At 45.0% G+C, this 14,323-nt stretch carries 12 protein-coding genes; 6 read left to right on the forward strand and 6 right to left on the reverse strand.

The window, feature by feature from the left end:
• Positions 1-2,464 (reverse strand): retention module-containing protein (locus BCU12_RS01825; RefSeq protein WP_133153796.1); only part of this gene is annotated, 2,464 nt, incomplete at its 3' end.
• Between the two features lie 512 nt (positions 2,465-2,976).
• On the opposite strand from BCU12_RS01825, the gene BCU12_RS01830 reads away from it, so the two are divergent.
• From BCU12_RS01830 to BCU12_RS01840, 3 genes are all read left to right on the forward strand, one after another.
• Positions 2,977-4,251: a DUF1835 domain-containing protein gene (locus tag BCU12_RS01830; RefSeq protein ID WP_102402696.1), complete on the forward strand. Its 1,275-nt coding sequence runs from the start codon at positions 2,977-2,979 to the stop codon at positions 4,249-4,251.
• Between the two features lie 199 nt (positions 4,252-4,450).
• Complete coding sequence (locus tag BCU12_RS01835) at positions 4,451-4,750, forward strand: isoamylase early set domain-containing protein (RefSeq protein WP_102402697.1); 300 nt, start codon at positions 4,451-4,453, stop codon at positions 4,748-4,750.
• A 187-nt stretch (positions 4,751-4,937) separates the two neighbouring features.
• The gene (locus tag BCU12_RS01840) at positions 4,938-6,329 is read left to right on the forward strand and encodes an MATE family efflux transporter (RefSeq protein ID WP_102402698.1); all 1,392 of its coding nucleotides are present in this window, start codon (positions 4,938-4,940) and stop codon (positions 6,327-6,329) included.
• Between the two features lie 95 nt (positions 6,330-6,424).
• Here BCU12_RS01840 and BCU12_RS01845 read toward each other — a convergent pair whose 3' ends face one another.
• The 3 genes from BCU12_RS01845 to BCU12_RS01855 form a co-directional block, all read right to left on the reverse strand.
• A complete protein-coding gene (locus BCU12_RS01845; protein ID WP_102402706.1) occupies positions 6,425-7,174 on the reverse strand; it encodes a transglutaminase family protein in 750 nt (249 codons plus the stop codon).
• A 228-nt stretch (positions 7,175-7,402) separates the two neighbouring features.
• Positions 7,403-8,149 (reverse strand): AraC family transcriptional regulator, encoded by a 747-nt coding sequence (locus BCU12_RS01850; RefSeq protein WP_102402699.1) that lies wholly within the window; start codon positions 8,147-8,149, stop codon positions 7,403-7,405.
• Positions 8,150-8,215: 66 nt separating this feature from the next.
• A complete protein-coding gene (locus tag BCU12_RS01855) occupies positions 8,216-8,731 on the reverse strand; it encodes a GNAT family N-acetyltransferase (protein ID WP_102402700.1) in 516 nt (171 codons plus the stop codon).
• 272 nt (positions 8,732-9,003) lie between these two features.
• Here BCU12_RS01855 and BCU12_RS01860 point away from each other — a divergent pair, with 272 nt between their 5' ends.
• Complete coding sequence (locus BCU12_RS01860) at positions 9,004-9,942, forward strand: hypothetical protein (RefSeq protein WP_102402701.1); 939 nt, start codon at positions 9,004-9,006, stop codon at positions 9,940-9,942.
• A 12-nt stretch (positions 9,943-9,954) separates the two neighbouring features.
• Here the strand turns inward: BCU12_RS01860 and BCU12_RS01865 are convergent, their stop codons facing one another.
• Positions 9,955-10,872: a LysR family transcriptional regulator gene (locus BCU12_RS01865; protein WP_102402702.1), complete on the reverse strand. Its 918-nt coding sequence runs from the start codon at positions 10,870-10,872 to the stop codon at positions 9,955-9,957.
• 138 nt (positions 10,873-11,010) lie between these two features.
• On the opposite strand from BCU12_RS01865, the gene BCU12_RS01870 reads away from it, so the two are divergent.
• Positions 11,011-11,973, forward strand: coding sequence for a nitrilase-related carbon-nitrogen hydrolase (locus tag BCU12_RS01870; RefSeq protein WP_198599225.1), 963 nt, complete (start codon positions 11,011-11,013; stop codon positions 11,971-11,973).
• Positions 11,974-12,103: 130 nt separating this feature from the next.
• On the forward strand, positions 12,104-12,574 hold the full coding sequence (locus tag BCU12_RS01875) for a hypothetical protein (protein ID WP_102402704.1): 471 nt from the start codon (positions 12,104-12,106) through the stop codon (positions 12,572-12,574).
• 258 nt (positions 12,575-12,832) lie between these two features.
• Here BCU12_RS01875 and ptsG read toward each other — a convergent pair whose 3' ends face one another.
• A complete protein-coding gene (ptsG, locus tag BCU12_RS01880; RefSeq protein ID WP_102402705.1) occupies positions 12,833-14,275 on the reverse strand; it encodes a glucose-specific PTS transporter subunit IIBC in 1,443 nt (480 codons plus the stop codon).
• Positions 14,276-14,323: the final 48 nt, after the last annotated feature.

Consider the following 14,323-nt stretch of genomic DNA (forward strand, 5'->3'; position numbering starts at 1 on the left):
AATCATTCGAGGTCAGCGCTCCGTCCGTATTGAATTCAGCGACCGCAATCTCAAAGTAGCTGATGTCGTCACTGCCTTCGGCGTAACTAATGGATGCCGAGGTACTCACTGGCGCATTGGTCGAGCTAGAGCCATCATCTAATTGAGTTTCTGACAGGCTAACACTTGGCACTGTATTGATGATTGGGTCCTGCCCATCTGTGATGCTCAGATCAACCGTTGCGGTATCAATGTCACCGTCTGCGTCTTTTGCCGTGAAAACAAATTGCTCAGTGATGGTCTCATTTTGTGAGTGGTCAATGTCGCGAGCCACACTGAACTCAAATTCACCATTTAATGAAATCGACAACGTCCCTTCAGTAAACTCGAAGGTTTGCATTGCATCATCACCTAAATTCGGGTTCAGGGTATAACTGTCACCCGAATACGTGAAGGACTGAATCGTTGCGGTATCAGCCCCTTCATATTCAAACAGGCTATGCGTAACCACTTCACTGCCTGCAGTCGTGGGCTCAGTGACAGAAAACACGCCATCAAGCAAAGACAAATTATCGTCTTGCACGTTAACTTGGATAAACGCAGCTTCATCACTGTTAGATTGTTCAGACAATCGAGAGCGATCGCCATCCGCATCCACCGCATAAACAGGCAAATTAATCGTTATTGAGGTGTCTTGTTCATCGCCTAGGTGGTCGATTTGCTCAAGCAGAGTAAACGAATAATCTTCACGCAGTGGATTGTCACTGTCGACAGGGTTAAGCGACGCTTCAAAAACGGTGATTCGACTGCCGTTTAACTCAATAAACCCTTCGTAGTTTCGAACGCCATTTTCCAGTGAGATAAATTCAAGTTGTATGACTTCGCCTTGTGAAGTGAGTGCGCCACTCGTATTAAATTCGCTCGGTTCAAGCTCAAAATGGTCGATTGCATCACTGCCCTCAGAAACATCAATTTTACCCGAACCAGAAACTATGCCGACTCCTTCAGTAGAGCCACCAGCCACACCAGATTCATCCAAATCAATCGATGACACACCAGTGATAATTGGATTGTCGCCATCGGTAATGGAAACATTAATGCTATTGGCCACCGAATCTTGATCAAAATCCGTGATAATGGTGGCTAAAGAAAGCGTTAAAACATCATTGTCACTTCCGTCAGAGCCATTATGCTCAAGCGGTTTGAACTGTTGAAAGGTGTACGAACCGTCAGTGCTAAGCGACACCGTCAATACAGGGTCGTCGCTGCCCACAACAGACAATGTTAATAAAGTAGAATCTGCAGATAAAGAAGCCTGTGTCTCGTTGTTATCGCTCAGTAAACCCTCAAACTGCGCAAGCACAGAATCATCAAACACCACCGATGATAGAAGGTCACTCCCAATCTGTACCAGTGTGCCTTCAATGGCGGCGTCATCAGACTCTAGGTTATTCACATCAGCCACAGCCGCGATCGGATCAATACCATCTTCTATGGTGACTTGTGCTTCGACAGGAAGCAGCAATGCGTTCCCACCATCGTCTGCACCTTGAATCTGGAACGAGACGGTGATTTGATCATCAACGAAACTGACTTGTCCAGCCCCGACAGACGGCAAATGGTCGATAGGTTGGCTGATCGTGGTGGTGATCTGCAAATCAACATCGTTTCCTTGCGAAGCCCCTTCAATCTGAATGCTGAGAACCGCACCCTCGGCATTCTCACCAATAATGGTGTTTTCTGTCGCGTCGTACCGAAAAGTGACCGAACCACCAGAAGAAGTAATATCACTTGAAAGCTCAGCTAGTAGAGAGGTAAGCGAAGTGCTTAAAGGCACAAAGCTGTCTGGGTCTAATGACAAGTCACCGGAGAATACCGTTATAGACGTTGTAGAACTTTGCGGATAGGTACTGAGTGACACCGTCCCTTCAGTAACAGAGGTAGCAATGCTTTCTCCGCCCTCAGGTAACCGCGTTGGTCTGTTGTCTTCATCGAAGGTCGGAGCAGCGTCACGGGTGAACCCCGTTGTTTCAAAAAAGGTACTCGCAAGCACTGGGTCAACGTTAAATTCAAGCGTCACAAAGCCTGCATTAGCGGAACCAGCCGCGCCACCTGCAGCGGTCGCTTCTAGAATTTCGGTCGGATCTTCTCCAGCCAAAATGGCGTCTTGAATGGCCGCTAAATCATCTTCACTCAGGGATGCTTCACCGAGTTGCTCTAAGTCAAACCCGACTTCTGCCGACACGGGGGCGACATTCCACGCACTCTCAGTATTTCCGCATGCCACGCAGTTGGCATTTAGATGCACTTCAGAGGCCGCATCTTCTAGAGTAATACTCGAGTTATTTGCTGTGATAACAATGTGATCTTGCGTAATAGTGTCTCCGGCTTGTGCCTTACGCGCACTACCATCAACAGAGACAACAACCACATCACCCGAGACTTCTTTCACCAAAACACTGTGGCGTATTACATCAACATCCATAAGCACCCTGAGCGCCAAACTTTATAGCGCGAATCTTGTTGTTACAAAATATTTCTTCTATTAGTAAAAATAACAAAGTATTCGGCGTACGTCAGGTTTTTGCAGGTATTTGATGCACTAGATATCATATTAAGTTTGTGATTTTTATTTACAGTCTTATAAATAAGAAACGATTCTGATTACTTTTCAATCAAGTGGTTGCAGAGCTTATCAAAGCATTCTCTTCGCCCCAAGAATTCCAACTCAAAGAAGCAATTGAGCAAGCCAACCAGCCCTAGATGCATGCAGATGAATACCACTTTCAATAGATTAATCTCTCTAATGATTTATATTGATAATATTAATCTTATTCCCTATGATGAGTTGGCTTTTGCCTCAAGCCACCAACACTCGCGGAAAGAACCCTGTTCATGGCACTTAAACTTCCTTGCTTCGGCAAGTACAATTTGTTTTTACCATCTTTTATAGACTTCTTAATTAGGCGAGTGTTGAAGTAATAGAAATGGTGAAATATGCACTCTCATAACGACTTCGTAATAAATCTAAACCATCAAAAATCCGTTGCTAAGAAACGCCTAAAAGCCATTCGATCTGGCGATCGCCTTGCCTTGCAAGCGATAAAACCGTTCCACCCAAATCCCGAAGACCTCACCACTGACAATGTTCAATTGGCCGACGTTCAATGCGCGCTAGCCAGAGAGTTAGGACTATCAAGCTGGAGTAAGCTAAAAACGCACACGGAAAACTTAACCTCACACAAGCAAGCGATAGAGTTGCAAGCAACAGGATTAGACAGCGAACTCACAACGCTGCATGTACGATGCGGGCACGACATTCAAAACAAGCTAAAGACATGTGGCTTCGAAGGTGAGTTCCTACCTTTAATTGATCCTCTTTGTATTGGCCCAGTGCCGAGTGATGACCACTCTTTTGTGGCCATTCGAGCGCAATACGTTGTGGACACCTTATTGCCCATTATGGGCAGAACCGACTCGGTACAAGAGATAGCGCAATCTGAACAGCGCAGTATCGACACCCTGATCAACCCAAAATTTCAACGTATTGTCTTGTGGGTTGAACATGATGCTTATGATCAGTTCATGCTGATCCGCACCTTGACGCTATTGCAAAACAACACAGATGCAATCATTGAGGTGATTGAAATCAATCACTTCCCAGGAACGGACCGCTTTATTGGGTTTGGGCAACTTCCTGAGGAAGCCATTCGCTCCTGTTGGGCAAACCGAAAAACGGCTAATGCTAAGCTCATGAGCCAAGCGCAGCGCTGTTGGCAAGCTTTGCGCTCTTCTAACCCAAACACGCTGTTTGACTTAGTCGATCAACATACCCTTGACTGCCTGCCTAACATTGCCAAAGTGTTTATGCGCTATTTACAAGAGCTTCCACAAACGACGACTGGGCTAAGTAAGACTCAACATATCGCGTTATCTGTTCTTGCAAAGGAAACAACCCCTATCACCGTTAGTGAGCTATTCCAAAAGTCTCAAAAAGCCGATCCTCTCCCTTGTTTAGGGGACGTGATGTTTTACGCCTTGCTATTGCCATTAACTCAATTGGAAACGCCGATACTGACAATCAATTCAAGTGATGAAGCATGGCTTAAACAGGAAGTAACGTTAACAACAAATGGCAAAGCATGCCTTGAAGGACAATTAAAGGTTAGTCAGGCGTATTGGGTTGGCGGTCATTTCCATGATGACAAAGAACGCTGGGTTTGGGATCACAAGCATCGCTCGACCCTCACACTTGAAGCTTCTCATTCCTAACGGATAGCTCCCAATGGTTAAAGAGCGAGTTGGCCTAGCCCTCGCTCTTTAACCAACTGCTCGCACCAATAAGCAACGGCTTGCACCAAAGTGATGCTCACGGTACTGTATGGCTAGCATTATTAGCCGATAACCGTGCTTTTAGGTTGGCACTTTATTTGCTTCATATCAGTTAGTTAACTTATAAAAAGGATTGAATATGTTTACAAAACGATACTTTAAAACCAAAGATGAAGTTGAAATCACATTCCAGTGGCCAAAAGAAGACCAAGAGATCACCAGCATTTCGATATGTGGAGATTTCAACGAATGGCAAACCACACCAATGAAACTCAACCGCCAAAAAGTGTTTACGACTAAGCTTCGTCTACCAAAAGAAAGCAACTTTGAATTTCGCTACCTGATCAATGAGTCTCAGTGGGAAAATGACCCTGCGGCAGATGGGTATGTAGGTAACTCATTTGGCACAGATAACAGTGTGCTTTCGACTCACGCCTAACCTTAGTTATCACTCCCCTTTCCCGATACACCGCTTAGATTGAACAAACGGCTAAGCTCTTAATAAATTCAAGAGCTTAGTTTTTTTCTTTATTAATATTTACTCGTATTTTCATTCGATACACCTAGTCTTAATAAGTAAATATTGATAAGGTTCGGGTCGTCTCCCCCATCTTCCAGAGAGCGACATGCAACCCCAAGACGAAACACAAAATGATGCCTTGAATGGCCCCATTCTCTCCACATTTTTAAAGTATCTATTGCCTTCTATTGTCGGTATGTTGGCGATGAGTTCCGCTTCGATCGTCGACGGAATATTCATTGGGAACTATGTCGGAGTGTCCGCACTCGCCGCAGTCAATCTCATTATTCCAATTCTATCGGTCCTTTTCGGCGTTGGTTTGATGCTCTCTATTGGTGGCTCAGTAAGGGCAGGGAAATACCTCGGAGAAAATGACACTGCCGCGGCCTCCGCCATTTTTAGTAAGACGCTCATTGCTGTCGTTCTCTACGCCTTAGTCATTATCTCTCTTGGCCTCATCTTTGAGGTACAGCTGTTTAAACTGTTAGGTGCAGGAGATGAGTTAATCCCTCTCATGAGCCAATACTACCAGGTCATCATGCCATTCTTACTGGCTCAACTTGTCACAATCGTGCTCTATTTTTATATCAGGCTCGACGGTTTTCCAACGCTAGCGGCAACGGCATTGGTGATCGGTTCAGTCTTGAATATTGCGCTCGATTACTTACTTATCGCGGTTTGGGACTTAGGATTAACCGGCGCAGCATGGGCAACAGGGTTATCACAACTGTTTCCGCTGCTGACGCTTCTCGCCTATTTTTTCAGCCGCAAGCGAAAACTGCACTTTTCGATTCGCCAGAAGAAATGGTCAGAAGTATTCCAGTCAGCGTACAACGGTTTATCCGAATTCATTAATGAGATATCAGGTGGGATCATCGCGTTTCTCTTCAACTTGATGTTGATTTCTCGCGCAGGAGTCGACGGTGTGGCGGCAATAACGGTACTGAATTATCTATTGATGATTGGGTTCATGGTTTATTTCTCCATCTCGGACACCGCGCAGGTGATGTTCAGTCAAAACTTTGGGGCAAAGAACAGCCTTCGGCTAAAGCAATTTCTGAATGTGACCTTCGTGATGAGTGCAGTAGTGAGCGTTTTGTTTATCTTCATTCTGCTCTATTTCAATGAGTCGCTGATCTACATGTTCCTTGATACTCAAGGCGCAGAAACAACGGTCGGCATGGCCATCGACTTCATCTATTACTTATGGCCAGTGTTTGTATTCGCAGGCATCAACATGACAATATCGGGCTATCTGACCGCAATCCATCTGCCTTTCCAGTCGGGTATGGTCTCCATTTGTCGCAGTCTAATTTTCCCAGCGTCGCTGCTCATCGTTTTATTCTTTGTGTTTGAAGACAATCGATTCGTTATTGCGCTGCCGATTGGCGAACTGCTGACGTTCATACTCGCAAGCGTCCTCTACATTCGCCACCAACCAGAGCGAGCGATTGAAGACAGTATTAAGAGAGAACAATTACTCTCATCCACTCGTTAATCAAAAAAGTAATAAAGCCAAGTCTAGATTGCGATTCAATCTGACTTGGCTTTGTTCAAAGGCGCTCTTAATCTCCTGCTTCGCTCGACGTTGGGCTAATTCACTCTCACCTTTGAAGCAGCCTTTTGGGTCACCCCATTTTTTCGTATCTGGCTCACATTGACGTTCATCAAATGGCGCAATACATAGCGAAACAATACCTTCTTTATCCCTGATAAATTGCTTCCATGCACAGAGTAAAAATCATCAGGTTGTGTGTAGGTTCCAAAATCATCGGCAATCCCCTCACTTTGTATATACGTATCACGCCCCGTCCAATCAACATTCGGGTTAGACAGGCATTTCGTCGAAATACCGTACCCAGAAAATGCGCCCTTTGTGTGCGGGAAGCTTGACTGGATCTGTTTTAAGTAGTCGTTGTCTAGAATGTAGCCTTCCAGATTAATCCACTTCTCGTCTAGATAGACTTCGACCCAGCTATGGATAATGCGTTCCGGTGCGACTACAAAGAGATAGTCAGGGATCGCGCCTTTTTGTAATTCATTGTAGATAGTAAAACCATGAAAACGCGTCGCGATACCAACGGCCCGAAGCAATGCCATGAGTAACGTACCCTTTGTATTACATTGTCCATAACCGTCTTTTAATACGTCACTCGCCGGCAATCGGTCGTCGCGATTATATCCAAACGCGATACTGTCTTTTACAAACTGGTAAATCTCGCCAACGGCATCATATTCTGACTTCCTAGCCCAGCCTCGTTGGTCAACTAATTCTTGAATGGATTGGTCTTCGAAATCGAGTATTGGCGTTGCCAGAAGGTATTCATTCATTCGTGTGTTCATGAGTCTCTCCATCTTTTCTCTTTAGTGGAAAGCATACTCATAAGCCTGACCTAAAAATTGAATAAACTGGCTACGCTGGAAAATCATTCAATGATTAGATAATTAAGAACTAAGTACAAAGAGGCGAGATGAGTAAGCGTGAGATAATGAGTAGACGCGCAATGAAAGCCATAGTCACAAGCCCAAAGGAACGCGCGACTTCTTAGGTTGAAAGTAGAGGGATCAGCTTTATCTGGGTAACGATTTAAACAGTTCACTCGCTTGCCGAATCGTCATACCAAATGTCTTTTTAAACGTTCGGCTTAAATGCGCACTATCAGAAAAGCCTGCGTGATGAGCGGCTTGAGTGGCAGATTGCCCCCTGATGATCGCTTCAACCGCACACAACATTCGGCACCATAATAAATATGGCCGCCACGGCACGCCCAACATCTCACTAAAAAGATGCAAAAATCGACTTTCTGACAGTGAAAGCGATGCGGCCACTTCCGCAGCACGCCAGTCACTAGAGCCCGCACCTTCAACACTCAACGATCGTTGTAGCTCAATAAGCACGCTTCTGATTCTAGGGTCTGTCACCTGGCTCACATTGTTTCTAATCGCATTAATCGGCAATTCCATCGCTTCAAACAAAGGGGAAATCAACCTCATAAGCTCTGCACTATCGTCGATATCTAATTGTTCTATTTCAAGTTGAAACTGATGAAAGGGCTGGCTAGATAGGCGATCGGCTAAGATTGAGCCAAGCGTGCTTGTGGATTCAATGAGTAACACCCACCCTTCATCCATCTGCAACCGATGCTGAACATTAGAGTCAACGATTAATGGGCCTGATATCGGTTGATCATTGAAGGAGCAACACGTGCCTTCCTTTGGCCAAACGAGCTGTAGAGCACGATGCTGATGGGCTATCGCATCAATAGAAGAACCATAAATAAAAACAATGCCCGCTCTAATCCAAACATTGGGCTTCATGTAAATGCCGGCGTCATATAGAAGGCAACCCCAAAGGCTGTAGCAACCTTCTCAATTCAATTAGGTTCAAAACGCTTTGCCAACCAGTTGAACGTTACTTTTTGGCCACGGCTGATGAAGTTCACAGACCATCACTTTATCGACGCTAACCCACTGTTCCTCAGGGGTTAACATTTGCAAATTTGTCATGGTGACATAACCGCTAGAACCATAGATTTTTGCTTCACCAAAGAGTATTGAAAACGCGTCACCCCGTGCTTTACTATCTTGTAGAACTCTTTCCAATAGCTGCTTCACCAAGCCTTGCTTTCTGTATTCTCTGTTTACGCAAACCTCTGCAATGCCACTGATCGTATGTTCCACGTCATCGATGTGAATACGCTTATCATGAACGGCTATGTGCGCGGCAATGTTTCCGTTGTCCCACAAGAGATAACGATGCTGCGGGCATTCGTTGTAATAGCGTTGTCGGCTGAAAGTCTCAGGATCATTGCCATTAAGAAAACTCGCGCTGAGTAACTGTCGTAATTTCTGATCTAAGTCAGAAGATACGTCTTGGTCTTTTATGTACTCAAAATCCATTCACTTTTGTCCTTTCTATTTGTTCGATGATTACTCTTAGCGTGACTTGCCAACAGGACCTCAACGTGTAGTGTTATCCGTTCAATCGTCCACTCAGCAAGGCTAACCTTTCACCTGAATTAACCTTAAGGCTAATTTGAAGGTGTTCAATAATATAACCTTATTATCACATCCCCACTCTATAAAGTAACCGAGTTCACCGTTACACTTCTAAGAATTGTTAAGCATGTGTCATGATGGGTTCAGAAACAAAGAGTATGGGAACAGAGAGTATGGAAACGAGTCACAATGAAGGCAGTCACAACAGGAAAGAACTCGATAGAGAAGCATTAGGCGAAAGCCAAAATCCGCGTAACGATGACACTCAAAACAAACATTCATCGCTGATTTCAACGTGGTTTAAAAGTGGCTTGATTGTCCTTCTTTGCTTAGTCGGTACATTTAAAATAATTGACGACTACACACACGAAAAAGTGAATCAGTCGATCGTTCATGGCACCGTCGCTTACGCGTCAGTGAAAACACTCAGTACCGGTATTTCAGCCGCGAAAGGCGTTGAGTTCTCGGTTGGGCTTGTCACCACTCGATTGGGTGAATTGCTTGAACCAGTCAATGAGACTCTGGTTTATACAAGCCATATTATTATGACGGCCCTTGCGTCACTTGGCTTGCAGAAAATGTTACTGGTGATTTTCTCTTCCGCGCTTGGTAATAGTTTTCTGCTGTTCTTTGCTGCAATGTACCTGGCCGCATTGTGGGTGGCTCGATTATCTCATTATGAGCGACAAGCGCGTTCGTTGTTTGTTTTTACCGTCTTTGTTCGTTTCTCTTTGGCGATTTCTCTCGGGGCAAACGCATTGATTGATCAAGCATTTATCGATCCTCAAATCGATCTGTCGGTGCAACGCTCCAATGAATTGTCGGGCAGCATCGACAGCCTTTCACTCGATGAAGTGAATAGCTTAGAAGCATTAGAGAAACAGGATGAGCAAGGTTTTTGGAGTAAAACCAAAGGTGCGTTTGAGGGATTGTCTCAATCACTGGTTGAGACGCAAGATCAAATCCTCAACCTGCCTCAACTGTTTAACAACTATGTCATGGATTTCATGAACCTCATCGCTTTGTTTCTTCTTAAATCGATACTCCTGCCAATCGCATTTCTGATGATTCTAAAGTCGGCTTTTCATAAAGTTCTTCGCGAGTTTGAGTAACGATAAATGACGTCACGTATGGTGCTCACTTTGTACAAAATCAACAAATTGTTGCACAAGTGGGCTCATCGTTTGTTGATTCCAAATCAAACCAACTTGCCAATGGCTCTCTTTACCCGATAGCGGAACAAATCGAATATTGGGTGGGCTAATTTGTTTCACGCTGGCTGGTACGATTGTGTAACCAATGCGAGCAGAAACTAAGGCAAGCAGGGTGAGGATGTCATCGGACTCCTGCTCTGCATTCAATTGTCTTTTTTGATGGACTAAATAGCGTTCAATTTGTGAAATAAGGCCAGGGCCTCTTTCTGAATTGAGTTTTAGATAATTCAGAGACGCAATGGATTCCCAGAGTTTATTCATATTCTTATTAAAATTCTCGTTCACATTCTCTTCCAAATTAACGCTTTCATTTATCTCCTCCTCATGAATCGCAAGAACCAACTGATCGCTGAACAGGGGAAAGCCCACTAAAGGAGATTCAACCGGCATTCGATTAAAACTAAGGTGCAGATCCCCTTGGCAAAGCTGCGTATTTTGTACCTGCGAGGGGATATCATTCAGCGTGATTTTAATTCCCTCAAATTGCTGCTTGAATGCCGCAATAAAACTGGGGGCAAGGTGATACGTTGATATGCCAAACCCAATGTTCAAATGCCCTACTGTCCCTTTCGCCACCAAACTAGACAGCGCTTGAAAATTGGAAAACTGCGCAACAATTCGATTGGCATCTTGCAGCAGCACCTTGCCTGCCAATGTCAATGATGCACCACGCCTTCCTCGTTCAAACAGCTCAGTATTCACAGACTCTTCTAAACGTTGAATTTTTTTCGTGAGCGCTGATTGAGTTATACATAGTTTTTCTGACGCCACCCGATAGTTGCCATCAACGGCTAACTGACAAAACGCTTTTATCTGGTCAATATCCATTCCATTTACTCATTAAATACTGAATTGTTTTCATTATATGGAATGGTAGGAATTTTATAAACTGGGTTTAATCTAGAAATTTGTTACACACTCGCGAGCGGTTTCGTTAATGAAACACTCGAAACAACCAGGAAGAGATTGATGAAAGATATACGCGTTGCCTCAGTTCAATTTAATCACCGTTCCAATGATAAAGATCATAACTTCTCTATTATCGAGCGCTATGTACAGCAGGCGAAACACGAAAAGGTTGAATTGATCCTATTCCCTGAGATGTGCCTGACAGGTTACATGCACCTGACAAAACTGACCAAAGCAGACATTCAAAAAATCTCAGAACAAGTACCTGAAGGTGAGTCCACACAGCGGCTCATCAAGCTTGCCAAACTCAATCAAATGTCGATTGGCGCGGGCCTTGTTGAAGAAGGCGATGATGGTCATCTGTATAATACGTTTGTACTGGCGATGCCTAACGGAGAGATTGCCAAGCATAGAAAACTGCACACGTTTATTAGCCAACATATGAGCAGCGGCAATGACTATACCGTCTTCGACACGCCTCACGGTTGCCGTATTGGCATATTGACTTGCTGGGATAACAACCCTGTAGAAAATGCGCGCATGACCGCTCTAAAAGGCGCGGATATTCTATTGGCTCCTCACCAAACGGGCGGATGCGATTCACGCAGCCCGAACGCGATGGGTTTGATTGACCCGCAGCTTTGGCACAATCGCCATGACGATCTAGAAACCATTCGTGCTGAAATGCAAGGCAAGAAAGGTCGGGGTTGGTTAATGCGTTGGTTGCCATCAAGAGCCCATGACAATGGCATGTTTGTTGTTTTCGCCAACGGTGTGGGTGTCGACGAAGAAGAGGTAAGGACAGGCAATGCCATGATTTTAAGCCCATACGGAGAGATCATCGCTGAAACAGACAGTGTCGATAACGATATGGTCGTCGCCACACTCAATGCGAAAGAGTTGGATATGTGTACCGGACGCCGTTGGATTCGTGGCCGCCGACCGGAGTTGTATCAAGACATCGCAAAACCCGTCGGAAATGAGTTAGATCCTCATCAAGCTCGCTACGCTAAAAACTAATTGCTTCAATCAGTTACAATATACCATCCCAAAAAGTTTACTCGCCGTTACATTTTGTTATTGTAAATGCGAGTAATTTTCATTAGCATCGATGTTAGTTGTAGAACAAATCGATAGAAGAAGATCACTTATGGGCAGCAAGAACAAAGAAGAAAAGCTAAAACAAAAAGCTGCAAAGAAGAAACGTAAGTCTTTAAAAAAATTAAAGAAGCTTGCTAAGAAGATCGCGAAAAAATCCGATACCACCATTATTCAGCTTGAGATCCCTTCTTCTAAGTCAAACGAATTCAAACAAGCCGCCAATCAGGCGATTCTCAATGCAATTAGTGAGCTGTCTGAGTCAATCGACCCTAAACTGTCGTGGGTTGACGGCAACAAGACAGAAAAAGAGAAAGCGCCGTTTTCCGAAACCAGACGACGTAAAGAAAAGCTGTGGAAAGATCACGGTTCAATATCAACGGCAAAATCGACCCCATCTACTCTGCCGGCCACTCTTCCAGCCATTGATGTCCCGTATAAATCACCTGCTTGCAAGCGATGCCCTGCCCTCGCGAATGGCCTATGTAAATGCGCAATGAAGCGAATCCCCAAAAGCGCCTAGTGCCTTGCACCTTAACAATCAAAGTTAATTCCTCAATAATTCGATTCTATACGTGACAAGCCAGCATGATTCAATGCTGGCTTTTTCTTAGGCTTCCCTATTTCCGCTTTCGGCTTTCAACTTTTAACTTTTAACTTTCCTACTACCACTAAACCAAAAAAACCAGCCCATGAGAACCGAAGTTCAAAGGACTGGTTGGCAATCTTACCGTATGTTTTGACACATATAGGGGGTGGTAAGATCAGGAGCTAAATTGAATTAAGCAATACCCAGCACACCGTGTATTTCTGTTTTCAAATTATCAGACTGTGTACCAAATATGGCCTGTAAACTGTCGCCTATCACAAGAACCTCACGAGCCCCCAGCTCTTTCAGCTTGTTCTTATCCACATGAGCAATGTCTTTAACGCTGACTCTCAAGCGTGTAATGCACGCATCCACTGACTTAATGTTCGCCTTACCACCTAATGCAACAACAATATCCGCAGCGACTTCATCCGGTTGGCCCGCAATCTTCACTTCAGCCATCTCAGTCTCACGACCCGGCGTTTTTAAGTCCAACTTAGTGATCAAGAAGCGGAACAGCCCGTAGTAGAGGCATGCCCAGATTGGGCCAATGATGAAGAACATCCATGCATTCGTTGACATTGGGTAGTACAAGAAGAACTGAATCGCACCGTGCGCAAAATCGGTACTGTGTTTGATCTCCAAGAATGCGGTCAAAGCAAACGCGATGCCCGTTAAGAAGATATGAATAACGTACAGAATCGGTGCAACGAACAGGAATGTAAATTCAATCGGTTCAGTGATACCCGTCAGCCAAGACGTCAGTGCTGCCGTCACCATCAAACCGCCCACCACTTTCTTACGCTCTGGCGTTGCACAGTGGTAAATGGCCAATGCTGCTGCTGGAAGTGCCCACATGGAGTACATGAAACCGCCAGACAAATAACCCGCAGTTTTATCACCAGCGAAGAAACGAGACAGTTCGCCCGTGATCTCTTTGCCCGTTTCTGGGTCAATGTAGCTGCCGACTTCAAAGAAGAAAGGCGCGTTCCAGATGTGATGCAAACCAACAGGTAGCAGTGAACGTTCACCCGCGCCATAAATTGCCCACGCAAGCACTGGGTTTTGATACGCAGCCCAATGAGAGAATGCATCAAGCATTTGCCCAACTGGAGGCCATAAGAAGGCAAGCACGGCACCCACTAATATTGCGGTTATGCCTGTAATAATGGGAACAAAACGTTTGCCGGCAAAGAACCCTAAATATTCAGGTAAGCGAATATTGTAGAAGCGGTTGTACATCATGGCCGCAAAAGCACCAATGATGATCCCGCCGAAGACACCCGTTTGCAGCGTTGAGACCCCCATAATGGTGGCATCGGTTTCAAGGCCGCGAAGCCCTGTCACAATGCCGAGCGATGCATTCATGATGATCAAGCCGACCAAACCAGCAAGAGCCGCTGCGCCATCATTGCCTTTGGAAAGGCCAAGAGCGACACCGACCGCAAACATCAATTGCATGTTACCGAACACGCCATCACCCGCTGCAAGCATGATCTTGCTCAGTGCATCAGGGATAAACGCAAACCCAGCATTACCTATTCCGAGCATTAAGCCCGCAACCGGTAACACAGCAACGGGCAGCATCAACGAGCGCCCTACTTTTTGTAGTTGTCCAAAGAGATTACCTAACATTCTTCCCTCCTAGTTGGAGATTGCTATTGGTTTCACACTGCCTAAGAC

The sequence above is a fragment of the Vibrio sp. 10N.261.55.A7 genome, from assembly GCF_002877365.1.
GTDB lineage: Bacteria > Pseudomonadota > Gammaproteobacteria > Enterobacterales > Vibrionaceae > Vibrio.